Raw genomic sequence first — 21,957 nt, forward strand, 5'->3', positions numbered from 1 at the left:
TGAAGATGAAACAGTTTTTTTTCGGACTACTAAATCTTGATTAAGTTCACATTTAATTCTCTTATTGATGAAAAGAGATCATGAAATCTATGTGATTGATTGAATAATTTTTATGTTTAATCGTATTGGGATGAAAGTTATAGCTTCAATCTATAAATTATGTTTTGTGCCATTTTTGTAACATTTCCAATGCGGATCAAAATAATAGCAATCGTTATCTTTTTGAAACGTCATCAAATAATATGCCTATATAAATATCTCATAACATTAGCATTTAATAACAAATATTTAACGGTTTAGGTTATTGTTTGTTTTTTTTTGTTTGTAATTGTTTAATTTAAAATGGTTTTTATTTTTACAGTGTTGATTGTGAGAGATGACTAAATGTTAAAACTAATGATAAAGTAATTTGTTAGTGACTTTTTTGTTAATAGTGAGTGTTTGCAGTTCTAAAAATGTTAACTCCTTTGCTTGCCATAGATATGCATCTGTGTTGTTATGTTCGTTATATGCAATATGTTTGTAATTAATTGGTGTTATCTTGAATCTGTCATCAGACAAGTGATCACCAAATGTAATCATAAACTTGCTTAAAAATTTATTTTAATAAATACAAATAAGATCAAAGGAAGGAGCCTTAGAAATGAAAAAAGTAGCATTAGTGACTGGCGCAAAAGGTGGTATCGGTTCTTCAATTACTCAGGCCTTAGTTGATGCTGGCTTTCGTGTTATTGCTACTCATCATCCTAAAAGTGAGCAGTCAGCGAAAGAGTGGTTGAAGGAAAATAATTACTCAGATGAATCCGTAAAATTGCTACCTTTAGATGTAACTGATACCACATTTTGTAAAGAGTCTTTGGCTGCATTATTAGAGCAAGAAGGCAATATTGATGTTTTGGTTAATAATGCAGGTATCACTAAAGATACCATGTTCAAACGCATGACGGCTGAACAATGGAATGACGTTATTAATACTAATCTCAACAGTTTATTTAATGTCACTCAACCGTTATTTGAATCTATGTGCCAACATGGTAATGCTCGTATCATTAATATTACTTCAGTTAATGGTCTTAAAGGACAGTTTGGCCAAACGAATTACTCAGCGGCTAAAGCTGGCATGATTGGCTTTACTAAAGCGTTAGCAGCAGAAGGTGCACGCGCTGGTGTTACTGTTAATGCAATTGCCCCTGGTTATACCGGTACGGCGATGGTTGAAGCGATTAAACCTGAAGTACTTGAATCAATTAAAGCAGAAATTCCGATGAAACGCTTAGCGCAGCCTCAAGAAGTTGCGGCAGCGGTTGTCTTTTTAGCAAGTGATGCAGCGGCATACATTACTGGTGAAACATTGTCAGTAAATGGTGGTTTATACATGCACTAATTGTGCCTGTTATAACAAAGACATAATAACAAAACATATATAGAAAGGATGCAAAATATGGCTAAGGTATACATTGTTGCCGCAAAACGTACCCCAATCGGTAGTTTTAATGGTGCGCTAAAATCAGTTTCTGCAGCACAACTCGGAGCGGTTGCAATTAAAGGTGCATTAGCGCAAATCGACGTTCCAGCAGATGCGATTGATGAAGTTATTTTAGGTAATGTCGTTGGTGCAGGTCAAGGTATGGGTCCTGGGCGTCAAGCTGCTATTTATGCTGGTTTACCCAATGAAGTGCCAGCTTACTCGCTTAACATGGTTTGTGGTAGTGGTATGAAAGCATTGATGGATGCTGCTGCTCATATCAAAGCGGGTGATGCAGATCTTGTGATTGCTGCTGGTGCTGAAAATATGTCTCAAATTCCGTTTTGTGCATCATCAAAGATCCGTGATGGTCAAAAAATGGGTAACCTTGAGCTAACAGATCTTTTAATTGCTGATGGTTTAACTGACGTATTTAATAACTACCATATGGGTGTTACTGCTGAAAATGTGGTGGAAAAAGTTGGTTTAACACGTGAGCAGCAAGATAACTTTGCACTTGCTAGTCAACAAAAAGCAGTAGCTGCGATTGAACAAGGACGCTTTGTTGCTGAAATTTGTCCTGTAGAAGTCGTTAGTCGTCGTGAAACAGTGATTGTCGATACTGACGAATATCCAAAAGCCAATGCTTCTATTGATGATCTTGCTAAGCTTCGTCCTGCTTTTAATCGTGATGGGTCTGTTACTGCGGGTAATGCTTCTGGTATTAACGATGGTGCAAGTGCAATTATTGTTGCATCAGAAGCTGCTGTTGCTAAATATAATTTAACACCGTTAGCAGAAGTTGAAAGCTATGCTCAAGCTGGTGTTGCGCCTGAGATCATGGGCTTAGGTCCTGTTCCTGCGGTAATTAAAGCCTTAGAAAAAGCAAATCTTTCAATTGAAGATATTGATCTTCTTGAATTTAACGAAGCCTTTGCTGGTCAAGCATTAGGTGTATTCCATGAAGTCGCTAGAGAAACTGGCACGAAAGTGGAAGATTTAGTTGAACGTGCGAATGTAAATGGTGGTGCAATTGCTCTGGGTCACCCTCTAGGTGCATCTGGTAGCCGTATCCTTGTTAGCTTATTACATGAAATGCGCCGTCGTGATGATAAATACGGCATGGCAACATTGTGTGTAGGTGGCGGTATGGGTACTGCAGTTATTTTAAAACGTGTGTAAGTAAATAAACTAATACAATCAGTGTGGTACTACTTATTAGGCCACACTTTTATTACTATCAATGAGGAATGTTTTATGTATACGGAAATGTTTAAATCTTTTTCTGAGCAAACAGAAAAAACACTAGCACCATACGCGAAATTCAACAAAGTATTTGCTAAAAATGTTGAGCAATTAACTGAGCTTCAATTGTCTGCTGTTCGTGCTTATAGCGATCTTGGCTTGAAGCAACTTAAAGCAGTAAGTGAAGTAAAAGATATTCAGTCACTAACAGCATTTAATGGTCAGCAGCTTGAGACACTTACTAAGCTTTCTCAACAGCTTCTTGATGATAGCAATAAATTTTCTTCTGTAGCACAAAGCTTTAAAACTGAAGTTGAAGAGTTTGTTGCAGAGAATGTTAAACAAGCAACACCTGCCATTTAAGTAAGTAACGGTATATTACGCTGTGCTTAGTCACTGCGTAATTATCTAAAACTTATATCAATCAGCCATATAAGATGATTATATGGCTGATTACTTAGTCCAAGTACAGGGTTTTTGTTATGAACAATCACTTCTTTTCGGACTACTTTGCCAAGCTCCAAGATATGAACCAGTTATGGTGGAAGGAGTTAGACTCCGGCAAGGCAGCCATGAATACCCCAGTAACTAAAGCACTTAATGATATTAACTTGGAAGATGCGACTGAATTTTTAGAAAAAGCAGTTGCTCAGCCTGAAGCTTTAGTTAAAGTCCAAATGGATTGGTGGGAAAATCAAGTTAAGATTTGGCAAAATGTTGCAATCGGTAATACGACAGCAGAAAGCGCCTTTATTAAGCCTGCAAAAGATGACAAACGCTTTAATGATCCTGCATGGGAAAATGAAGCTTTTTATAATTATATTAAGCAATCATATTTACTATTCAGTAATACAATGCGTGAAACCATTGATTCTATTGAAGGTGTAGATGAAAAAGCGAAAGAACGCTTAGGCTATTTCTCTCGTCAAGCTATCAATGCAATGTCACCGACTAATTTTGTTACAACCAATCCTGAATTAGCCAAATTGACCGTTGAAACAAATGGTGAAAATTTGATTAAAGGGATGGAATTGTTACAAGAAGATCTACAAAGTAGTGCTGATGTATTAAAAATTCGAATGACTAATGATGGTGCATTTGAACTTGGTGTCAGTATTGCTAACACTGAAGGAGAGGTGGTTTTTAAAAATGAATTATTTGAATTAATTCAATATAAACCACTGACCGAAGCTGTAAATAAAACGCCATTATTGGTTGTACCACCGTTTATTAATAAATACTATATTCTTGATTTGCGAGAGCATAACTCAATGGTGCGTTGGCTTGTTGAGCAAGGGCATACAGTATTTATGATGTCGTGGCGCAATCCTGATGTATCGCTAAAAGATATTGATTTTGAAGATTATGTCTTAGATGGTGTTGTTAAAGCGGTTGATGCTGTAGAAGATATTACGGGTCAAAAACACATTAATACTGCTGGTTATTGTATTGGTGGTACGTTATTAGCAACAACATTAGCATATTATGCTGCTAAACGTATGCGTAATCGTATTAAATCAGCGTCATTCTTTACGACACTATTAGATTTCTCTCAGCCTGGTGAAATTGGTGCTTACATCAACGATCCTATTATTTCGGCAATTGAAGCTCAAAATAATGCTGCGGGTTACATGGATGGACGTTCGCTGAGCGTGACATTTAGTTTATTACGTGAAAATAGTTTGTATTGGAACTATTACGTTAATAACTATCTGAAAGGCAATAGCTTAATTGATTTTGATTTACTCTATTGGAATGGTGATAGTACGAATGTTGCGGCTAAATGCCACAATACATTGTTACGTCAGTTCTACTTAGATAATAAATTAGTTGAAAATAAAGGCTATAAAGTTGGCGGTGTGTATATTGATTTGAGTAAGATTAAAGTACCTACATACTTTATTTCTACACAAGAAGATCATATTGCTTTATGGCAAGGTACTTACCGTGGTGCTAAACAATTAGGTGGTAAATCAACATTTGTTTTAGGTGAATCAGGCCATATTGCAGGTATTGTGAATCATCCTCAGAAGAATAAATATGGCTTCTGGGTTAATGATAGCAAAGAAGAAAATGCAGATGTTTGGTTCGCAGGTGCAAAACGTCAAGAAGGTTCTTGGTGGACGCATTGGAATGTATGGTTAACAGAATTTAGTCCTGCTGAGCAAGTACCGCCACGCGCAATGGGTAATGAAACTTATGTTCCGTTATGCGTTGCCCCTGGTGATTATGTGAAGCAAGTATTACCACTTTCTGAATCTTAATTGCAGTAGTATATTTTAAGCCCAGATGATTCTGGGCTTTTTTTTTATCTGTTGTTTAGTAAAGATAATATCTTCTTGTTTATTGATTATACTAATCTATTCATTAAGAAACTTATTGTGATTAGTATTCTTAATCGTGTCATGACGATGAATCATTGATATAAATGACAGATGTGAATAACAGCATATAAGGATAGATCATGCGTTTTTTAAAGCGGGGATGGTTAGTGATTATCGGTATTATCGGGTTTGTTGTGATAAGCCATGCTAAGCAATATAGCACTGAGAATATAGCAGTGATTCAACCCATGACTGAACTTCAGTTAAATACATTATCACAACGTTATTGCTTGTACGCAGGAGAAGGATACTCATTAGGGGCCGTTATCACTACTGGTAATATTGTTTTGGAATGTATTCCGGCACAAGAGATTGAGTTAAATGGTCCTTTAAAATGGGGCGTGCGTCAGGCTGTTTCTACGTCTGTAACTGCTGCCAAGAATAAATAATAAAGCCAGTATCAGATTGTATTTTGCGTTAATTACAAGATACGATTGTTTACTGGCTTTATTGGCTATCAAAGCGGTAATCACCGCTTATTTGATAAATTATTTCGCTAGAGAGCGGCTTTTAAGTTCAAAAATTAATTTTTCAGCACTACATTCAAATTGGATTCGAGCTGTTAATTCTGTACTTGTTTCATCAACTGGTGTTGTTTCTACTTTAAAATTAGCATTAACTTGTTGTGCTAGTGCTAGGTAATTCGCAAGTTCTAATTCCAATGCAGTTTTGCCCTTAGCAAAAATCTGTACATCAGCAATATCATCATTTTCTTTGATCATAAAGCCCATTTCAGCTGAAACACCACAAGCGTCACATGGTTGGTATTCTTGATTTTCTGTAGTCATAACTTTACTTCCTATTAGTTAATTTATGTATTTTAAAGCGATGTAAGTCAGATCGCTATTTATTAATATGAAAAGTCAGTTTTTAGCAATTAAAGTAATAAATTGATTTAATTAATGATGGTTTTTTCAACTATTATGGCTGTATAAGCGACAAATATGGGCAAAGGTTTGTTGAAAAGGATAGGCTTCTAATATTCCAAATCCCTCCAATTGCTTGGCTTTTATTTTGCTATTTAATGGCGTACTCATACCATGCAAAAAGCGGGTGATAGCGGCTATTGAGGGAGTACTATCATTGCGTAGAATAAAGCTATCAGTCCACATCATTATTTGTTGATCGCTGATCTCGGGCAGTGAAGGTAATGCTGGTAAGGTAATGGATTTACCACGGCAAACAGAGCAATGACCACACTGTTTAGGTGCATGATGATCTGCAAAATAGCTGGCTAATTTATGGCTTAAACAATTTTTACTTTCAAAAAAGGCAATCATATTTTCAATACGATTAATTTCGCTGTGTTCTTTTTGTTGAAATAATTGATATAACGCTTCTGTTTCCGTTTCGATATTAAATTGATGTTGATTAATACGATAAACATCAGTCATTTGCTTACTTTCAAGGGTGATCCAACCTTGCTCATGCAAATAATCAATCGCTGCGACAACCCGTTTTCTATCAACTTGGTAGCCCTGCCATAATGCATCCATATCTAACGTATGCCAAACTCGTGCTTTGGGTGAGCACGCAAAAATGGTTTCAATAAACTGACGATGTTCACCTTGAAAGCGTTGAGCAATCTCATATTGAGACACATTCATTTTGTAGCGGTAATCGGCAAAATAAGTGAACATAGGCTCAATAATATGGCGAATTTCAAGATAGACCAATAATGTTTTGAGCGGTAATAAACGAATATTACTGTCTTTTGATAGACGGCCACTCATGATTTCCCATTGCTGATCTTGTGCTTGTATTTCATGCAAAATATAAGCAATTGCACTGCGGTCGGGAGTATCACCAAAAACAAAATTTTCTAATACATTTAATCCTGATTTATTTGCGATAACAGTACATTGTGATATTTCACCGTCTCGTCCTGCTCGTCCAATTTCTTGACTGTAATTCTCGATTGATTTGGGTAAATCAAAATGAATTACTTGGCGAATATTAGACTTATCAATTCCCATACCAAAAGCAATGGTTGCTACAATACAATTGATTTCGCCATTCATAAATTGTTGTTGAATAGTCTGACGGTGATCGGCGTCCATTCCAGCATGGTAAGCTTGCGCAGGAAAGTGATTGCGAGTAAGTGCATCGGCGACTTGCTCTGCTGTGTGCTGTAAGGTGACATAAACAATTGATGGTTCATTACTTCGCTGAGAAAGTTGATGTTTAAGGGTATCTATTTTTTCATCTTCATCTGCTGCTAATACCGTTAAATCAAGGTTATCGCGGTAAAAACCCGTCACAATAATATTATCTTTAGCAATCGCAAATTTATCCTGCATATCTTGAATAACTGCAGGGGTTGCTGTTGCTGTAAGTAATAACACTTGTGGAATATTTAAGGCTTGTTGATAGTGTGGTAATTTCAGGTAATCGGGGCGGAAATTATGCCCCCATTCTGAAATACAGTGTGCTTCATCAACAACTAATAATGAAATTGCAATTTGACTAATAAAGTGGCGAAAGCGTTCGTTTTTTAGTCGTTCAACTGAAATCATTAATACTTTGATTTCGCCTTGACGAATTTGTTGCATGACTTGTTGCGTTTGCTGCCAAGTTTGGCTGGAATCAATAGAAGCGGCAGGAATGCCTTTTGTTGCTAAAAAATCGAGTTGATCTTTCATTAATGCTAATAATGGCGAGATAACTAAAGTAAGATGAGGCAATTCAATTGCAGGTAACTGATAACATAACGATTTTCCCGAACCTGTCGGAAATATTGCGGCAGCAGAATGCCCATTGAGAACACGGGTAATGACTTCCTCTTGTCCTAAACGTAAAGAATCAAAGCCAAAATATTTTTTAAGTGTTTGATGATACATATCTTAATACCCGCTAACCATTGATTGGCAGTTATCATACCGTATTGATTTGCGGAAAGATAAAAAGAGCAGCAAAAGTGGCGTTATTTCTGGTACGGTTATTCTCATTTAAAATGTGATAAATGCGTTGTTGCATTAAAATTGTTGAGTATGATCTGTTAATATTAATTTTAAGCTGATTGTTAGGCGTATAAATGATTAATGATAAGATGAGTAATAATTGACAAATGATAGCTTCAATTTAATGTAACTAAACAATCCCTTGCTTAAGTTACTGTAACTTTTAATCTTAATTACTCGGTTGATCATTATTGATAATAATAGACATTGACGTTTTAAACAGTTGTGCAGGTATTAATGCTAACCAACCATTACCACGCGCATATTCAATTAATCCAGTGCGACTTGAAATACCATAGCAAGAAAATCGAGAAACTAAATTTGCGATGTGTTTTTCTACGGCTTTAGGGGTTCGATGAATAAGTTGTGCTATTTGTTTCGTTTGTCGTCCTCGTAATAACCAAAATAATACAATTTCTTGAGATGATGTTAATTTAGGAGCTAAAGGATGGGGTGTATTAAATGATAGATTTGATTTACCAGCAGCAAGTACCTCTATAAACGACGTCATATTTATTAAATCTTTTACTTTATTTGCTGTAAATTGAACCCCCCAAGGTACGCCATTAATAAAAATGGGTTGTTTAGTAAATACATATGCATCCAGTCCATCAGCGTAATTGTGCACATCAATGGTCATGATGGTTTTATTTTGTGTTAATGATAATTTATCTTGTTCAAGAAAAATATCGTGAAATGCGGCAGTATCACAGAGAAAATCACTATCTTTTAATCCTTTAATATCTTGTGGTGCATTAACGAGTTTTCGATAAGCCTCATTGCCATATTCAAAAACACCATCTTTCGTTTTTAAACCAGCAGGATAGGGAGCTAATGATAGCGTCTGAATGAGTACAGATAAGTATGTTGATTGATTAATATTCACAGGCTAGTTTTATCAATAAATTATTTTAATAGTAATGGCAAATAAGAGGAATAAATATCTCATAGCATAGATGTGCTATTAAAGACATATAATATAGTGAGAGTAAAGTAATAATTGCTAAATAAGAAGCTAAAGATGAGATTAATATATTTTTCAGCAATTAGATTCTTATTATATTAATAGGATTTTTATCTCTAGTTATTTTATGCATATTGTTTATATGCTACTTAATACTAGAGATAAATATAATCATCTAATTAAAATGAAAAACCAATACCACCGGCATTATCGTAATGATTGTAGTCTGAAATAGAAATACCATAACCACTTTCAAATATTAAATAGCCACGCAGACGTTTATAAATCGGGAAGTTTAAGGTGATTTTTTCATAACCTCGTGAGAAACCACTTTCAAGTGCATTTCGTACGGTAAAAGTGATCATACTTTTGCCATCAATATTCCAATTCATGCTGATACGACCATAGCCAAGATAGTTATTGATATCTTTATTATAATCTTTAGCACCGAAATCGAGCCGCGCCCATGGCTTAATACTTAATGTTAAGTTATTTTTTTTGAACGTCATGTCAACAAATGCACGATTCCAGCTGCGCTCTTGTTCACCTCCACGTCCATTAGATTGATGGACTAAACCTAACGTACTACCAGCATAGTGAAAGCCATCGGTATACGTTGTTTTTGTGGGAAAAGTCCAGAAAACAGAAGGTTCATATTCTGTATCACGGAAGAATGCTGACGATGCATAGGCTTGCCAATTTGAGCGTTGAGTATAAGCAAAATATAGTTGGTCATTATCATCAATAAGACCTGAAAATAAGCGATATTTCAAGCTGATCTGAAAGTTGACATTATATTTACTTAATTTACCATCTTCCGGTATAATTGATTGATATTCTTTGATATTTGGAGACTGGGTATAATAAAAAGGTAGAACAAAGTTATCTTTATATTGCTCTAAAAGCAGGCTATTGCTGCTGCTATAATCTAAAGAATTATTTACTGTTGAAGGCAATGCTGTTTCAGCATTAGCCTGTGAGGTATAACTACTTACCGCGAGAAATAAACTCACCAAAAGTATTTTTTTGGTTGATTGCTGCTGTTTGATATTCATCATTATTTTCTATCATTATTATTTTAGCTATTATTATCATAAGAGCTAAACTGGGCTTTTGTCTATCTATACCAATGCAAATAATAATTTTTCGTTATTTATAACTAAATTATGAATAACTGTAAAATAAACGCCTTAATATTATAAGATTAAGGCGTAAAAAATGTATTAGATTAATTGAGTGAGCATTGTATCGTCATATGGCGTAAGTTGCTTACCTGTTTGTACTTTATGAATATAATCAGGATTAGCAATTAATGGACGACCAATAGCTAATAAATCAAATTTTCCTGCTTCGATTGCATTACTGCCTGTTTGTGGGCTATAGCAACCGACACCAACTAAGGTGCGTTGATAATGCGTACGCATATAGTGTGACACGCTACCATCAAGGTATTCAAAATGCATGCTGTCATCAAAAATACCAACATGTAAATAAGCTAAACACCGTTTTTCAACTTCTGGTAATAAATAATCAAATACAGCTCGATCTCGCGCATCACCTTCAATATTGAAGTAGCCACCTGGTGATAAACGTAAACCGGTACGATCTTGACCAATACGCTGGCTAATTGCATCAATAATGGCCAATGGAAAACGAGCCATATTTTCAGGTGTTCCACCAAATTCATCTTTACGTTCATTGGTACTGAAATGTAGAAATTGATCGATCAAATAACCATTTGCTCCATGAATTTCTACGCCATCAAAACCAGCATCAATGGCATTTGCTGCTGCTTGACTAAAATCAGTTATAAGTTGTTCAATGTCTGATTTAGTAGCAGGTTTAGGTATGGTGTAAGTCAATTCTCGCATTCTTGGTAAAGTACCTTCAAGCGCAATAGCTGAAGGGGCAAGTACATATTCACCACCAAAAAAGAACGGATGAGCGACACGACCTGTGTGCCATAATTGTGCGAAGATTTTACCGCCATTATTATGAACAGCTTCTGTTACGTTACGCCAGCCGTTAATTTGTTCTGGAGTAAATAATCCTGGAGTATGTGGGTAACCTTGACCATCAGCCCTGATTAAAATAGCTTCTGAAATAATAAGTCCGGTATCTGCACGACGGGCATAATAATCAACCATTGCTGGTGTTGGAACAAGGTTATCATCAGCCATACAACGTGTTAATGGCGCCATAAGGATACGGTTTTTTAATGTAAGCGTATCGTTAAGTACAAAAGGATGAAATAGAGTATCGAGCATGATTTTTACCTCTAATTTGAATGCTCATTCAAATTAGACTTATTTGAGCAATCATTCAAGAGTTTTTTGAATGATTGCTCAATGTTAAGTAAACTAGCATGAATTAAAGCAAAAGAGAGTCATTATGCGTAGTGCTGAATTTGATCGTGATTGTGTATTACGATCGGCAATGGATATTTTTATAACTAAAGGTTATAAAAATACCAGTATGCAAGATTTAAAGCAGGCAACAGGGCTTCATCCTGGCTCGATTTATTGCGCTTTTAAAAACAAACGAGGGTTGCTATTAGCAGCATTAGAGCATTATAGCGATCAACGCTATGCACAGTTTGTGGCTTTGTTTTCGCAATCAACATCAGTGATGAAAGCAATTACAACTTACCTTGAACATGTTGTTGATGAGTGTGAGCGTGAACAGATCAAAGATTGTTTATTGCAAAAGGCCTTGAGTGAACTTGCTCAACAAGATATTGAAGTGGCGGATATTATCAGCGACATGCTAAAACAATGGCAGCAAGCATTGGCAGGGCAACTTGCGTTAGCACAGCAAAATAATGAAATTGATAATCAGCGAGATAGCCAACAGCTAGCACAATTTTTAGTGATGGGTATTTATGGTATTCGTGTATTGTCTCATACACATCCAGACTCAGGCGTATTGCGACGTTTAGCTGCAGATCTTGTTGATTATATTAAAAAATAATTTCAATAATAGTGTTGTTGTTTATAACGTTTAACAGATAAAAAAAGGGAGTGAGCATCAATGATGTCACTCCCTTTTCGCTTGTTTATTGCTGTGGTGTGTCTACTTTAACGCGGAACAAAACTGCATACAGTAATGGAATCACAACTAATGTCAGGATGGTTGCAAACAACAGACCAAACATAATCGTTACTGCCATACTCTTAAAGAATGGATCTACCAATAATGGCGCAACACCTAAGATAGTCGTAAATGCACCCAGTAAGACTGGACGTGCACGACTAAGTGCTGAGTCAATAATTGCCTGATACGGTGTTTTACCGTCTGCGATTTCAACATCGGTTTGGTCAACTAATACGATAGCATTTTTCACCATCATACCGATTAAACTTAGGAAGCCCAGAATCGCCATAAATTCAAATGGCGTTTGGAAAATAACTAAGCCAACAGTGACACCCACTAAAGCAAAAGGTACCGTTAACCAAATCACTAATGGTTGACGTAGCGCGTTAAACATAAAGATCACGGCTAAAATCATTGCAGCAAAGCCGTAAGGGGCTGATGTTGCAAGACCTTCATTAGCATCATTTGACGCTTTATATTCACCGTACCATGTCAACTCATAGCCTGGTGGTAACTCAATTGCTTCTATTTTGCTGCGTAGATCATTGAAAGCATCAGCAGTAAAGACTCCTGGTGCAGGATCTGCTTGAACCAGAATCGTTGGAATACGGTTTATACGGCGTAGGATTGCATCTTCCCAAGCAACGTTAACCGACTCGACTAATTGGCTTACAGGAATTAACCCATTGACCATACGGCTATAAACTTCAGTATTTTCAATCGCTCGTTCATGAGTACGTTCATTGTCTGGTGCTCGCACAATGATCGGGATTAAATCATTGCCCTCGCGGTAAACACCAATGTTTCGGCCTGTCAATGTTTGAGCAATTGCCTGACTTATTTCTTGATTAGTTAAGCCAAAACGTTGTGCCTTTTCCGTTGAGTATATTGGCTTTATTACCGGAACTTGCTGACGCCAATCATCTTGAACCGCGATTAAGTTAGGATCATTTAGCATGATAGTTTTAGCTTGTTCTGCAAGGTTACGTAAGACCTTACTATCAGGGCCTTTAAAGCCAGCTTCAATTTTCTTACCGCCGCCTCGACCAAGCATGAATTTCCACACTTTGATTGATGCTTCTGGGTATTTAATATCAAGCTCTTTTTGAAGTTCAACTAATAATGGCGCAATATTACGATAATCATCAATGTCGATCAGTAATTGACCGTAGCTTGGGTTACGAGCTTCTGGTGCATAAGTCAGCATGAAACGTAATCCGCCACCACCGATGAAGCTTGAGATATTACTGATACCTGGCTTTTGTTTAACATCTTGTTCTATGTTAGCCACAATTGCTTGTGTATTTTGAATATCAGTACCTTGCGGTAAGTAAACATCAACCACAAATTGTGCGCGTTGTGATTCAGGCATAAAGCCTGGAGGAACATATTTAACTCCCCACATTGCACCGACAAGTGTTGCGACTAACAATAGCCCAGTTGTTTTACGATGAAGCAGTACCCACGATAATAAGCCTTTATAACCAATAACAACTTTGCTTGGTTTATCCGTACCTGTCTTCACTTTAACTTTTAGGAATTGGTGACACAGTAGTGGCGTCACCGTTACTGCAAAGAGCCAACTTAAAAGCATAGAGTAAAGGATAACCCAGAATAACGAACCGGCATATTCACCCATATCTGATGGTGACAAGCCGATAGCACTAAACGCACAGATACCAACAACCGTACCGCCTAATAGTGGCCATTTAGTTGCATTAACGACTTCTGGAATAACAACTTCACGATCTTCATCATTTTGTAAACGAACTAAAATACCGTCAGTAACCACTATGGCATTATCTACCAGCATACCCAGAGCAATAATCAGGGCGCCAAGAGAGATACGTTGCATTGCAATGTCATCAATAAGCATGATACATAGCGTACCTGCGACAGTGAGCACTAACACAAAACCAATAATGATGCCTGAGCGAACCCCCATAAACAGCAATAGTACAATAAATACAATGACGACTGCTGCAATAAGATTATCAATAAAGTTCGTTACTGAATCACGCACAGAATCTGATTGCATTGAGATAACATTCAGTTCTATACCCAGTGGACGTTGGCCTTCTAATTCAGCAATACGAGCTTTAACTGCATCACCCATATCAACCACGTTACCACCAGTAACGTTAGAAATACCAAAGCCAATTGCACGTTCACCGTTATAGCGCATCAACATTGATGCTGGTTCTTGATAGCCACGTTTAACGGTCGCTATATCTTTAAGATGCAATACGGTGTGATTATCACCAATTCCGACTTGTAGATTACGTAAGTCATTAAAAGAATTTACATTTGGTGTCGGTATTACAGGAATACGCATTCCATTGGCGGTTAAACTACCAGCGACATTAACAATGTTTTGTTTTTGTAATACCGATAGAACATTATCGACAGATAGCCCAAACTTAGCTAAACGCTCACTGGTGAATTCAACAAAAATCGTTTCTTGCTGCTCTGCTAGGGTCGCTGTTTTAGCAACGCCGGGAACAAGTACTAATTCACGACGTAAGCTATCAACATAATCTGATAGTTGCTTATCAGTAAACCCTTCACCGGTTACGGCAAAGAACAATGCATAAACGTCAGAGAAGTCATCATTAACAATTGATGGGCCCGCACCTGGTGGTAATTGACGCTGTGCATCCACCACTTTGCGGCGTAATTTGTCCCATACTTGTTGAAGGTCTGCTTGGGTTTTCGCAAACTCAAGTTTTATCTCAACGGTAACTTCAGACATACCTTGTTTAGATACGGATTTAACTTCTTTCAGTTCTTGTAATGATTGTACTGCACCTTCAATAATATCAGTGACTTCATCAGAAACTTCTTGTGCTGTTGCTCCCGCATAAGGTGTAATAATAACAGCTTGACGGATCACAAATTCAGGATCTTCAAAACGACCTAATTTTAGATAGCTGATGTAGCCACCAATGAGAATGATAGCAATCATTACCCAAACACTGGTGCGCTTGGCTATGGTATAGCGAGCGATATCCATTAATTACACTCCGTTTTGAGTTGTGTCTGTGTATGGGCGAATTTCCATACCATTTTTTAATTTTGATACGCCAGCAATAACAATACGCTCACCAGCCTTAAGGCCAAAAGGAACCGTGATGCAATTTTTATTGATAGTGCCCACTTTGATATAACGTTTTTCAACAATGTTATTCATACCGACGACCCACACAAATTGTTTGTTTTGGTTATCAGGGACAACGGCGGTTAATGGCACTGTTAGCGGGTTATTATTTTCTTCTGGGCACTCCGTTAAACTTGGCGATACTTTGACAGCCATACCGGGCAAGATATTTAGCCCTTTTAAATCATCGATACCTAATACAACAGAGAACGTCTGTGTAATAGGATCTGCTTGAGTTGAATAAGTGCGTAAACTTAATGGTAATAAGTGTCCTGGAATATTATTGATTTCAGCATTGGCTTTATCACATTGCATCCCTGTTAGCATTATGGTGTCGGGGATATTGATCACTACTTCTAAATTATCAAGATTATGTAACGTTAATACTGATTTATTTGCTTGAATTTGCACATGATTATCAATTAACTTACGACCAATAATGCCTGAAAAAGGAGCTTTTAATTGGGTATAAGCAAGCTGATTTTTTGTTTCTTCAAGGCGATTTTGTGCTAAATCGTAGCGTGTTAGTAGTTCATCAAGATCACTTTTTGCAATCGCTTGTGAGTTCTCATAAATTGCCTTTCCACGTAAGTAATCTTTTTTAGCGTTGTTTAATTCAAGTTGTGCCGCTGAAAATGCTGTTTGAGCATCTTTAGGATCTAATTTTGCCAGCAGTTGACCTTGATGGACTTTATCACCCTCATTAACAAAAATATGACTCACTCGGCCATTAATTTGAAAGGATAAATCGGCGCGTTCAGCAGAACGGATCACACCATTAAAATTTAAGTTTGTATTTGCTTTTGGCATCACAATTTCAGTTAATGCAAGATTAACGATAGGTGCAGTGACAGTTGTTTCTTTTTGACTATCACATCCTGACAAGATCACGACCGCTAAAGATAAGCTAATGGCAACAGCCAGCTTATTAATTGTTAACGATGCCACATTGGACATTGCTGAATGAGTTTTCACCGTGTTCTCCACTATCATTAAATTGGTTAATTACATTGATTGCCAAAAAAGCAAACTTAAAGTGCATTTTAGTGATAAAAAGTTAATTGTAAACTAGCAAGTATACTTTTTTGTTTCAGATTGTTAGACTGCGCTCATAATCTGAAATAAAACACGATGGGGAATCTCTTAAGGATGAAGCAAACTGAACGTAAACACTTAGCCATTATTGAAGCTGCCAAGGAAGAATTTATAACGCATGGATTTTTAGCGTCTAATATGGATCGTATCTCAACAGAAGCTGGGGTCTCTAAACGAACGCTATACCGTCACTTCGAGAGTAAAGAGGTGTTATTTGTTTCAGTACTCACCATTATTCAAGAGTCTGTAAGTGAAAATGTTAAGTATGAGTTTGATCCTACCAAAACATTAACAGAGCAATTGACGGCAATTACTCGTCGTGAAGCTGATATTCTGTATTCAACATACGGTATTGCATTATCACGTACGATTGTGATGGAGTTTTTGCGTCAACCTGAATTAGCATTAAATTTGATTAAAGATTTATACAGTACGAAAGCGATAACGGATTGGTTTCAGCAGGCGATTACTGCTAAATGTATGGTTGATAAAAATGTAATATTGTTGACGAATATTTACATTAGCTTATTTCAAGGGCTGCTTTTTTGGCCGCAAGTAATGAACATCTCTCCAAATTGTGAAGGCAAAGTACTGGAAGATAATATTGAAACAATAGTGTCAGTTTTTCTAGCGTCACATATGATCAAAGAAATAGCATAAATATTGTAAAGGTGATTTATCATTTATAGAGATTAAATAATATTTCGAAATTAATCGCTTAGCGTTATACTTCAAACGATTATACCTAAGACATTATGTCATCATTAAATAATTCTGTGGAAGATAGACGAATGAAAAAATTACTTGTAGCTTCAGTTCTTGTGTTTTCATCAATGTCAGTAATGGCGGCACAGCAATCTAATCAAGGCGGTTTTAGTGGCCCTCAAGAGGCTGCACCACTTGCTCAGAACCAAGGTGGTTTTAATGGTCCAAGTGCTATTCCTGTATTAAACACAGTAAAAGCCGCTTCACAAGCAGATGATAATGCAGCTGTAGAGCTTACTGGTCATATTATATCTTCAATTGGTAAAGAAGATTACATGTTCAAAGATGCAACTGGTGAAATGAAAATCGAGATCGATCACAAAGATTGGCATGGTATGACAGTAACACCAGCAACTAAAATCATCATTCGTGGTGAAGTAGATAAAGATTGGACAGTACGTACAATTGACGTTGATAGTGTGACTCTTGCTAAATAATTAACAATAGTCATAACGAAAAAAAGCCAGTATGACTGGCTTTTTTAACATCTATTTTTAGATATTAAGCGTTAAGAATAAATTTCTCAATAACTTGCGCAACACCACCGTTATTATTAGTATCGGTAATATAGTTAGCAATCGCTTTTGTTTCATCGGTAGCATTTCCCATCGCCACACCTAAACCCGCAAATTCAATCATGTGATGATCATTCCCGGCATCACCCATTGCAATAACTTCATCTTGTTTAATATTTAAGAAATCTGCTAGTGCTTTAACACCCACCCCTTTATTGCTATTGGTATGCATAAACTCAAGGAAAAATGGTGCACTTCTTACAATAGTATACTGTTGGTATAGGTCAGAAGGTAATTGTGCGATAGCCGCTTCAAGACGTTCAGCTTCATCAATGATCATTACTTTCATGATTTCTTCATTGTCATCAAGCTCTGCAAAATTTGCTAATGTGATGGTTAAGCCATTAATTTTAGCTTCATGATCAGTATAGTAATTATGCTCAGGAGTAATTAAACCCTGACGACGAGAAAAGGCATGAACATGAACACCAAGATCATGGGCAATGGCTGCAATAGTTTTAGCATCAATACCTTTTAAGGTTTGACTTCTAACCACTTCTTGACTTGCAACACGCTGTACTAAAGATGCGTTATATGACAATACAAAATCATTATCGCTGTCCATATTAAGCTCTTTCAAGGCCCATGTCATACCCTCAATCGGACGGCCAGATGCTAATACTACATAGACACCTTGCTCGCGCGCAGCAGCAATTGCTTGTTTATTGATTGCTGAAATAGTGCCATCTGAATTCAGTAATGTGCCGTCCATATCAAGTGCAACTAATTTATACATTGTTATTTCCATCACTAATAAATACTGAAACCATAATAAGCAAAATTAGTCATAAAAACGATAAAAAGTAGTATTTATATTCAGTATAAATAAAACGATATTCGTAGATAAAATGATGATTTATCGCTATTCAATTGTGTGTTTATTGTGGTTTATTTGTTGTATTTCTTTGTGCTGGAGTGATTATTTGTTTAGACTACTAAGTATTATATACGTTTAGTTGTAGGTAAATAAAGGGAAATTATTTATGCGTAAGTTAGTTATAGCGTCTTTATTCACGATAGGTTTTTCAACACAAATAAATGCAGAAGAATGTGGCAAAGTAACAATTGCTGATATGAATTGGAACTCGGCGACTTTAATTGCCAACGTTGATAGTTTTATTTTACAACATGGTTATGGCTGTGATACGGAATTAGTACCAGGTGACACAATGCCAACGGGTACGTCCATGATTGAAAAAGGAGAGCCAGATATTGCACCTGAAATGTGGAGTAATTCATTAAAAAGTGCGCTTGATCGTGGTGTAAAAGAAGGGCGACTAAAATTTGCGGGACCAACATTTTCTGATGGTGGCGAAGAAGGGTTTTGGGTGCCTGAATATATGGTCGAACAGATACCAGAATTGGTCACCATTGCAGGTATAAAGAAAAATGCAAAGTTATTTACTCATCCAGAGGATCCTGAAAAAGCAGCATTTTACGGTTGTCCTGCTGGTTGGAACTGTCAAATATCAGCAGGTAATTTATTTAAAGCACTTGATTTAGCTCAGTCTGGATTTGACTTGATTGATCCCGGTTCAGGTGCGGGTTTATCAGGTTCAATCGCTAAGGCTTATGAGCGAAAACAACCATGGTTTGGTTATTACTGGGCTCCTACCGCCGTTCTTGGTAAATATAAAATGGTTAAGGTTGATTTCGGTTCAGGTGTTGATGCGAAATACTTCTCATCGTGTATCACCGATCCTGAATGTGTCGATCCTAAAGTCACGATGTACCCACCATCAGCAGTTGATACAATTATTACTACCTCATTTGCTGCTCGTTCAACAGACGCCGTAAAATATTTATCAGCACGTTCATTTACCAATAATGAAATGAATGGGTTATTAGCATGGATGGAAGAGAATCAAGCTGATGGTGAAGCGATTATGGTGGAATTTTTAACCAACCATGAAGCTATTTGGACCCAATGGGTATCAACAGATGTAGCTAAAAAAGTTAAAACTGCATTACAAGATTTATAAGTAAATGGATGATACTTATGTCAAATGATTCATGGATAACAGAATTTCCTCAACTTGAACGAGCACAGTTAGTTGAAATAAGGAAAACATTAGATGGTAGTTATCGTGCATTTTCTCGCGAATATGGTGATACCATTGAAAGCTTTTTTGATCCTTTACTGACCTTTTTAATTTGGTTTGAAAAACTGTTACTGGCGACGCCTTGGTGGTTAGTGATTGCGGTATTAGCGGCAATCGCTTATATGGCTAGTCGCTCTTGGAAGTTATCGCTTGGGGTTGTGATTTCTTTTGTGCTGATTGGTGTTTTTGGAATGTGGGATAATACCATGCGCACCATGAGTATTATTTTAGTCTCCACTTTGGTCGCTATTGCAATAGGTATACCAACAGGCATCGCAATGGCAAGATCCGATCGTATTCAACGTATTGTGACGCCACTACTTGATGTGATGCAAACCATGCCTGCCTTTGTCTATTTAATCCCCGTAGTGATGTTACTCGGGATTGGTAAAATTCCAGGTGTGATAGCCGTTGTTATTTATGCCGTCCCTCCTGTTATTCGTTTAACAAACTTAGGCATTCGTTTAGTGGACGAAGAAGTATTGGAGGCGGCAACCGCTTATGGTGCAAGCTCTATGCAACGTTTATTTGGCGTACAAATTCCTTTAGCAATGCCCAATATAATGGCGGGTATAAATCAAACGATTATGATGGCATTGGCGATGGTGGTTATTGCATCGATGATTGGCGTTAAAGGGCTAGGCCAACCAGTCCTTAAATCAATTACGAATCAGTATTTCACCTTAGGGTTGCTAAATGGTTTAGCTATTGTGGCACTAGCGATTATTTTTGACCGTATCTCTCAAAGCTATGCTCAACGAAGTCAGCAGCATTTAGGAGGGACACCCAAATGAGTAATAAACATAACAGTGTTCCACTTATTCAAGTTAAAAATCTGTATAAGATCTTTGGTCCTAAAGATAAGCAAGTACTTACCAAGGTAAAAGCCGGACAATCTAAAGATGCTATTTTGGCTGAAACCGGTCATACCGTGGGCTTAAGTGATATTAATTTGAATATTTATCCGGGTGAAATTTTTGTCATTATGGGGCTGTCAGGCTCTGGTAAATCGACATTAATACGCCATTTTAATCGCTTGATTGAACCGACAGAAGGTAGCATTACGATAGAAAATACAGATGTAATGACCTTAAATGCCAAGCAATTACAGGATTTCCGTCGTCATAAAATGTCGATGGTATTTCAACGGTTTGGTTTAATGCCGCATCGTACCGTATTGCAAAATGTTGGTTATGGTTTACAGGTTCAAGGGGTTAAATCTGATCAGTGGCAACAACAAGCGCAACAATGGCTAACCACGGTTGGATTAGCTGGATATGAACAAAGTTATCCAGCTAATTTATCTGGAGGACAACAACAGCGAGTGGGATTAGCGCGGGCATTATGTACAAATGCTGAAGTATTGTTAATGGATGAAGCTTTTTCTGCATTAGACCCCCTTATTAGAAGTGAAATGCAAGATCAGCTTATTGAATTACAAGAAAAACTGCATAAAACGATTATTTTTATTACTCATGATCTTGATGAAGCATTACGGTTAGGTGATCGCATTGCTATTTTGCGTGATGGTAAGTTGATCCAACAAGGTAAACCTGTTGATATTTTACTTAACCCTGCTGATGATTATGTAGAAGCATTTGTTAAAGATGTGAATCGCGCTCGAGCGTTAACAGTTGCGACAGTAATGAAGCCACAAGGGGTTAGAATTTCAGCTGAAACCATTGGCGAAGCGATAGCAGAAATGCGTAATGCAAAAGATAATTACGGTTATTTCATTGATGATGAAGGGTATCAAGGCGTGATCACTCAACAGACGTTAGAACGTGTAAATGAATCTGATTACAGCAAAGCGATTGATTCATCGATGTTAGAGACCGTACCTGCGATAACAACCGATGCTTTATTGGAAACGGTGATCCCAGACACATTAGACAGTGAGCATCCACTGCCTGTGATTAATAAAGATGGTGACGTTACTGGTCGATTATCACGATCAACATTAGCAGAAGCATTAAGCGAGCAAGGTGCTTCACGAGAGTAGAATCACTCTTTTTCTATTGTTGGTTTTTAAACAAACACTCTTGACGTTATTGTCTTGAGTGTTTTTCGTTGTTTATCGTCAATGTTTGTTGATTGAATATGCTTAGTGATAGATAGATCACATGGTGCGTTTTATTCAGCATTGAAGCAT

At 37.0% G+C, this 21,957-nt stretch carries 19 protein-coding genes; 11 read left to right on the forward strand and 8 right to left on the reverse strand.

All coding sequences use genetic code 11. The annotated features are described in order from the left end of the window. The first annotated feature begins 643 nt into the window (after positions 1 to 643). The 5 genes from OC457_RS18350 to OC457_RS18370 all read left to right on the forward strand — a co-directional run bounded on the left by OC457_RS18350 (position 644) and on the right by OC457_RS18370 (position 5,483). The gene (locus OC457_RS18350) at positions 644 to 1,384 is read left to right on the forward strand and encodes an SDR family oxidoreductase (protein ID WP_080173948.1); all 741 of its coding nucleotides are present in this window, start codon (positions 644 to 646) and stop codon (positions 1,382 to 1,384) included. Between the two features lie 57 nt (positions 1,385 to 1,441). Next, complete coding sequence (locus tag OC457_RS18355) at positions 1,442 to 2,647, forward strand: acetyl-CoA C-acetyltransferase (RefSeq protein ID WP_080173947.1); 1,206 nt, start codon at positions 1,442 to 1,444, stop codon at positions 2,645 to 2,647. A 75-nt stretch (positions 2,648 to 2,722) separates the two neighbouring features. After that, positions 2,723 to 3,073, forward strand: coding sequence for a phasin family protein (locus OC457_RS18360; protein ID WP_080173946.1), 351 nt, complete (start codon positions 2,723 to 2,725; stop codon positions 3,071 to 3,073). Positions 3,074 to 3,192: 119 nt separating this feature from the next. Continuing rightward, a complete protein-coding gene (phaC, locus tag OC457_RS18365) occupies positions 3,193 to 4,974 on the forward strand; it encodes a class I poly(R)-hydroxyalkanoic acid synthase (protein ID WP_080173945.1) in 1,782 nt (593 codons plus the stop codon). Positions 4,975 to 5,174: 200 nt separating this feature from the next. After that, the gene (locus OC457_RS18370; RefSeq protein ID WP_080173944.1) at positions 5,175 to 5,483 is read left to right on the forward strand and encodes a DUF1496 domain-containing protein; all 309 of its coding nucleotides are present in this window, start codon (positions 5,175 to 5,177) and stop codon (positions 5,481 to 5,483) included. Positions 5,484 to 5,582: 99 nt separating this feature from the next. Here OC457_RS18370 and OC457_RS18375 read toward each other — a convergent pair whose 3' ends face one another. The 5 genes from OC457_RS18375 to OC457_RS18395 all read right to left on the reverse strand — a co-directional run bounded on the left by OC457_RS18375 (position 5,583) and on the right by OC457_RS18395 (position 11,285). Continuing rightward, on the reverse strand, positions 5,583 to 5,882 hold the full coding sequence (locus OC457_RS18375) for a DUF406 family protein (RefSeq protein WP_080173943.1): 300 nt from the start codon (positions 5,880 to 5,882) through the stop codon (positions 5,583 to 5,585). A gap of 126 nt (positions 5,883 to 6,008) precedes the next feature. Beyond that, positions 6,009 to 7,934: a RecQ family ATP-dependent DNA helicase gene (locus OC457_RS18380; RefSeq protein ID WP_080173942.1), complete on the reverse strand. Its 1,926-nt coding sequence runs from the start codon at positions 7,932 to 7,934 to the stop codon at positions 6,009 to 6,011. Positions 7,935 to 8,223: 289 nt separating this feature from the next. Then, complete coding sequence (locus tag OC457_RS18385) at positions 8,224 to 8,940, reverse strand: LuxR family transcriptional regulator (protein WP_235866905.1); 717 nt, start codon at positions 8,938 to 8,940, stop codon at positions 8,224 to 8,226. Between the two features lie 257 nt (positions 8,941 to 9,197). After that, on the reverse strand, positions 9,198 to 10,076 hold the full coding sequence (locus OC457_RS18390; RefSeq protein ID WP_080173941.1) for a phospholipase A: 879 nt from the start codon (positions 10,074 to 10,076) through the stop codon (positions 9,198 to 9,200). A gap of 165 nt (positions 10,077 to 10,241) precedes the next feature. After that, positions 10,242 to 11,285: an alkene reductase gene (locus OC457_RS18395; protein WP_080173940.1), complete on the reverse strand. Its 1,044-nt coding sequence runs from the start codon at positions 11,283 to 11,285 to the stop codon at positions 10,242 to 10,244. A gap of 124 nt (positions 11,286 to 11,409) precedes the next feature. On the opposite strand from OC457_RS18395, the gene OC457_RS18400 reads away from it, so the two are divergent. After that, complete coding sequence (locus tag OC457_RS18400; protein WP_080173939.1) at positions 11,410 to 11,988, forward strand: TetR/AcrR family transcriptional regulator; 579 nt, start codon at positions 11,410 to 11,412, stop codon at positions 11,986 to 11,988. Positions 11,989 to 12,073: 85 nt separating this feature from the next. On the opposite strand, the gene OC457_RS18405 is transcribed toward OC457_RS18400, so the two are convergent. Together OC457_RS18405 and OC457_RS18410 are read right to left on the reverse strand one after the other, a co-directional pair. Further along, positions 12,074 to 15,124, reverse strand: a complete 3,051-nt coding sequence (locus OC457_RS18405; protein WP_080173938.1) for an efflux RND transporter permease subunit — start codon at positions 15,122 to 15,124, stop codon at positions 12,074 to 12,076. A gap of 3 nt (positions 15,125 to 15,127) precedes the next feature. Next, positions 15,128 to 16,243, reverse strand: coding sequence for an efflux RND transporter periplasmic adaptor subunit (locus tag OC457_RS18410; protein WP_370737958.1), 1,116 nt, complete (start codon positions 16,241 to 16,243; stop codon positions 15,128 to 15,130). A gap of 174 nt (positions 16,244 to 16,417) precedes the next feature. Between OC457_RS18410 and OC457_RS18415 the strand changes: the two genes are divergently transcribed. Then, on the forward strand, positions 16,418 to 17,023 hold the full coding sequence (locus tag OC457_RS18415) for a TetR/AcrR family transcriptional regulator (RefSeq protein ID WP_080173937.1): 606 nt from the start codon (positions 16,418 to 16,420) through the stop codon (positions 17,021 to 17,023). Positions 17,024 to 17,154: 131 nt separating this feature from the next. Next, positions 17,155 to 17,565 carry a YgiW/YdeI family stress tolerance OB fold protein gene (locus tag OC457_RS18420; RefSeq protein WP_080173936.1) on the forward strand — a complete coding sequence of 137 codons (411 nt, stop codon included), beginning with the start codon at positions 17,155 to 17,157 and terminating at the stop codon, positions 17,563 to 17,565. Between the two features lie 64 nt (positions 17,566 to 17,629). Here OC457_RS18420 and yidA read toward each other — a convergent pair whose 3' ends face one another. Beyond that, positions 17,630 to 18,439 carry a sugar-phosphatase gene (yidA, locus tag OC457_RS18425; protein WP_080173935.1) on the reverse strand — a complete coding sequence of 270 codons (810 nt, stop codon included), beginning with the start codon at positions 18,437 to 18,439 and terminating at the stop codon, positions 17,630 to 17,632. 247 nt (positions 18,440 to 18,686) lie between these two features. On the opposite strand from yidA, the gene OC457_RS18430 reads away from it, so the two are divergent. From OC457_RS18430 to OC457_RS18440, 3 genes are read left to right on the forward strand one after another with little or no spacing between them, the layout of a single operon-like run. Beyond that, complete coding sequence (locus tag OC457_RS18430) at positions 18,687 to 19,685, forward strand: ABC transporter substrate-binding protein (RefSeq protein WP_080173934.1); 999 nt, start codon at positions 18,687 to 18,689, stop codon at positions 19,683 to 19,685. Positions 19,686 to 19,702: 17 nt separating this feature from the next. Then, the gene (locus OC457_RS18435) at positions 19,703 to 20,599 is read left to right on the forward strand and encodes an ABC transporter permease (RefSeq protein WP_080173933.1); all 897 of its coding nucleotides are present in this window, start codon (positions 19,703 to 19,705) and stop codon (positions 20,597 to 20,599) included. Then, on the forward strand, positions 20,596 to 21,807 hold the full coding sequence (locus OC457_RS18440; protein WP_080173932.1) for a quaternary amine ABC transporter ATP-binding protein: 1,212 nt from the start codon (positions 20,596 to 20,598) through the stop codon (positions 21,805 to 21,807). Before OC457_RS18435 ends, OC457_RS18440 begins: the two co-directional genes overlap by 4 nt. Positions 21,808 to 21,957: the final 150 nt, after the last annotated feature.

This window comes from Photobacterium toruni (assembly GCF_024529955.1).
GTDB classification, from domain to species: Bacteria; Pseudomonadota; Gammaproteobacteria; order Enterobacterales; family Vibrionaceae; genus Photobacterium; species Photobacterium toruni.

What these genes read in the sequence shown, in the direction of transcription:
- OC457_RS18370 (WP_080173944.1), top strand. Translation starts at nt 5,175, where the DNA reads ATGCGTTTTTTAAAGCGGGGATGGTTAGTGATTATCGGTATTATCGGG.
- OC457_RS18355 (WP_080173947.1), top strand. Translation starts at nt 1,442, where the DNA reads ATGGCTAAGGTATACATTGTTGCCGCAAAACGTACCCCAATCGGTAGT.
- OC457_RS18390 (WP_080173941.1), bottom strand. Translation starts at nt 10,076, where the DNA reads ATGATGAATATCAAACAGCAGCAATCAACCAAAAAAATACTTTTGGTG.
- OC457_RS18405 (WP_080173938.1), bottom strand. Translation starts at nt 15,124, where the DNA reads ATGGATATCGCTCGCTATACCATAGCCAAGCGCACCAGTGTTTGGGTA.
- OC457_RS18360 (WP_080173946.1), top strand. Translation starts at nt 2,723, where the DNA reads ATGTATACGGAAATGTTTAAATCTTTTTCTGAGCAAACAGAAAAAACA.
- OC457_RS18415 (WP_080173937.1), top strand. Translation starts at nt 16,418, where the DNA reads ATGAAGCAAACTGAACGTAAACACTTAGCCATTATTGAAGCTGCCAAG.
- OC457_RS18375 (WP_080173943.1), bottom strand. Translation starts at nt 5,882, where the DNA reads ATGACTACAGAAAATCAAGAATACCAACCATGTGACGCTTGTGGTGTT.
- OC457_RS18440 (WP_080173932.1), top strand. Translation starts at nt 20,596, where the DNA reads ATGAGTAATAAACATAACAGTGTTCCACTTATTCAAGTTAAAAATCTG.
- OC457_RS18350 (WP_080173948.1), top strand. Translation starts at nt 644, where the DNA reads ATGAAAAAAGTAGCATTAGTGACTGGCGCAAAAGGTGGTATCGGTTCT.
- OC457_RS18395 (WP_080173940.1), bottom strand. Translation starts at nt 11,285, where the DNA reads ATGCTCGATACTCTATTTCATCCTTTTGTACTTAACGATACGCTTACA.
- OC457_RS18420 (WP_080173936.1), top strand. Translation starts at nt 17,155, where the DNA reads ATGAAAAAATTACTTGTAGCTTCAGTTCTTGTGTTTTCATCAATGTCA.
- OC457_RS18435 (WP_080173933.1), top strand. Translation starts at nt 19,703, where the DNA reads ATGTCAAATGATTCATGGATAACAGAATTTCCTCAACTTGAACGAGCA.
- OC457_RS18430 (WP_080173934.1), top strand. Translation starts at nt 18,687, where the DNA reads ATGCGTAAGTTAGTTATAGCGTCTTTATTCACGATAGGTTTTTCAACA.
- phaC (WP_080173945.1), top strand. Translation starts at nt 3,193, where the DNA reads ATGAACAATCACTTCTTTTCGGACTACTTTGCCAAGCTCCAAGATATG.
- OC457_RS18380 (WP_080173942.1), bottom strand. Translation starts at nt 7,934, where the DNA reads ATGTATCATCAAACACTTAAAAAATATTTTGGCTTTGATTCTTTACGT.
- yidA (WP_080173935.1), bottom strand. Translation starts at nt 18,439, where the DNA reads ATGTATAAATTAGTTGCACTTGATATGGACGGCACATTACTGAATTCA.
- OC457_RS18400 (WP_080173939.1), top strand. Translation starts at nt 11,410, where the DNA reads ATGCGTAGTGCTGAATTTGATCGTGATTGTGTATTACGATCGGCAATG.